The following is a 2,740-nucleotide window of genomic DNA, read 5'->3' on the forward strand; positions in this document are numbered from 1 at the left end:
GATCTGGATATAGTATTTTTTCCTTTTGAATGAATGCAGTGAGGGGAATCCATTTTGCATATGAGGCTGTTTGTTCATCTTTTATATTCAGTATCTCTATTTCATATAGTGATGTGTCTAATAAGCGTAAAGAATATAGTTGAATGATTTCATGACCAATTTCCTCACCCGAATAAAAAATATTTTCTAAGCATCCTAAATAATCGGTAACTTCTATTTCTGCATGAAGCTCTTCTTTAAATTCTCGAATAATGGTATCTGCTGATTTCTCACCAAGTTCAATTGAACCGCCAAGAGGACGATAATATGTTTCGTCGCCTGTACGATATTCTTGTACGAGAAGTCGCTCTTGATGTATAGCAATGCCAAAAGCTTTTGCACGTGGATACATATGTATAATCGCTCCTTATTTGTTTTGTATAAGGATGATTATAGTGTAGCTAAGTAGAAATTGATAACATATATTCGGATAGATGTTTGGACTTAGGCTGTAAATAAAGAACATGCCATGTACAAGCATATTTGCAAATATGATACAATAGAAAAAAATCGAACGAGGTGGTTGTTGCGATGCGATCGAAGCGAGAACAAGCCATTTTAGAAAATATAAAAGAGTGGGAAGGGCAATTAGTAGAGCAAGAAGCGACCGATTTTCAAAAGATGTTTGATAAGTGGTTGCATACTACAGCTGCAAAACTACCTGAGAAAAAACGAAAAGACTTTTTTACGAAAGCAGATGGATGGCTCTTTCATTTGCATGCACTTATTCAAAGTTCACAATCACAGTTAGATGCACGTAATCGTATTTTAGGAACGTCGAGATTATTTGATGAATCCATTGAGCAACTTGAAGATTTGAAGGCGTTATCTATTGATCAATTAACATACATAGCAGAGCAGCAAACAGCACGTCATCGTCTATATTCATTCGTACAAGGCGGAGCAACAGGTGCTGGCGGTCTATTATTATTAACGGCTGATTTTCCGGTTATGATTGCATTAAATGTGAAGGCTGTACAACTTATTGCGACATCATTTGGGCATGATGTGAACAAGCCGTATGAAATGATGCTTGCGTTAAAGGTATTCCATGCAGCATTATTGCCGGCGAGACTTCAGCAATATGCATGGTACAATTTACTGAGAGAACTTGAGCAAGAAGATTCATTCTTTTATGAAGGAGACGAAGAGGTGTTAAAGCCAGCTTCTACTGAGGTTGTGTTAAAACAAATTTTGAAGACATTTTCGATTTATGCTCTTCGTCGCAAATTATTCCAAGGCATTCCTGTACTTGGAATGGCAATTGGATCTACAGTGAACTATCGCTTAACGAGGAATGTTACTGAATTTGCAAATAAGTTTTATCAAGTACGCTACATATTAGAAAAAGAAAAGAGAGCATGAAAAAAAGCGAGAGGCCGAAGCCTTTCGCTTTTTAGTTTGTCGCATGTTTTTTGGAAATTGGAATAGAAACGGGTTGCTTTGCTGCTTTCTTTTCTGTTTTTGGATAGTAAATTAAATCCAATGTTTTTGCCTGTACGGCAATCGAAAGAATAGTAAAAGCAATTTCTGTCCAATTTAAATAATATAATGAAAGCGCAAGAACAATCGCGTCAAAGACGAAGAAAATTTGCCCAATTGTAAACCGAGTTCGTTTACTTAATATAATTGTTAAAATATCGTCTCCACCGGTTGCACCGCCAAATCGCAATATAAAACCGAGTCCAATACCAGCTAACGCACCGCCAACTACTGCAGCTACAAATAAATTATTTGATAAATCTACCGTAAAAGGAGAATAATTTTCCATAAGGGAATAAAATACTCCGAATGAAAGTGAACCTAAGAATGAATAGCCAACCATTTTTCTACCTAAAAATGAAGCACATAGTAAAATAATAGGGATATCCATTACTACAGTTGAAATAGATGGTGAAATATCATAAAAATTTTGGATAAATAGTGCAATACCTACAAAGCCACCTTCTGTTAAGTGGTTTTGGAAGTGAATGTGATATAGCGCTGCTGCTAAAATAAATGAACCGATTAAAACCATAAAAACTTCTTTAATAATTTGTCGACTTTGGATGTTCCTCATCGTTATTCCTTCTTTCCGTAGTTAGTAGTCCTTTTGGTGTTGTAAACTAACTACGAGCTCACATGTAGCTTTCAGTTAGTTTACGTAAAACTAACTACGCTATATGTCGCTGAAGAAATAACGAATAATCCTCTCGTCCATCAATTCTCCCTACCTTCGTTTTAGTTTAAGTCTTAAAGCGACTAAACAAAACGTGGAGTAGAATTCTTCATTTAGCAATCCTGCTCTTCTTTGTTTTGTTTAGCTAGTAACAATTAAGTCCTAAACAAAACGCTATGTGTAAGAAGAGTCTTTTTTTTGCCAAATTATCCTTCGGGCAATCATAATTTCCCCACTCTCGTATTTTTTTCGCTAGACTAAAGTATCTGAGCTGAAAAATACGCTACGTGTATGATTCGTCAATACGATGCCACATGCTCCTTCGAGCGATCATGATATCAAAATCCCTTCCTTCAAGATTTATATTATTATATCATACTTTCAAAAAATGCATGCGGATGGAAACCGACAATAACCGGAGGGAATCTACAAAAATTGTTATCTTTAAATATTTTTGTAGAAAAGCCTAAGTGATTTTGTAGGATTGGGCAGTTTTTAGAAGTTTGTCCAATAAGTAAGAAAAGATAGCTGTTTATTCAGTTG

Annotated in this window: 3 protein-coding genes; 1 reads left to right on the top strand and 2 read right to left on the bottom strand. The window is 35.5% G+C overall.

Translation table 11 applies throughout. The features are described 5' to 3' along the window. The coding region (locus AB3X48_RS20695; protein ID WP_367959888.1) for an NUDIX hydrolase at nucleotides 1-391 on the bottom strand (391 nt) is incomplete at its 3' end. Between the two features lie 179 nt (nucleotides 392-570). Between AB3X48_RS20695 and AB3X48_RS20700 the strand changes: the two genes are divergently transcribed. After that, entirely contained in the window at nucleotides 571-1,404 is an 834-nt protein-coding gene (locus AB3X48_RS20700) for an EcsC family protein (RefSeq protein WP_016106345.1), read from the top strand. 31 nt (nucleotides 1,405-1,435) lie between these two features. Here AB3X48_RS20700 and AB3X48_RS20705 read toward each other — a convergent pair whose 3' ends face one another. Beyond that, the gene (locus AB3X48_RS20705) at nucleotides 1,436-2,098 is read right to left on the bottom strand and encodes a YitT family protein (protein ID WP_002015542.1); all 663 of its coding nucleotides are present in this window, start codon (nucleotides 2,096-2,098) and stop codon (nucleotides 1,436-1,438) included. Nucleotides 2,099-2,740: the final 642 nt, after the last annotated feature.

Source organism: Bacillus sp. S4, assembly GCF_040838205.1.
Taxonomy (GTDB): Bacteria; Bacillota; Bacilli; order Bacillales; family Bacillaceae_G; genus Bacillus_A; species Bacillus_A cereus_U.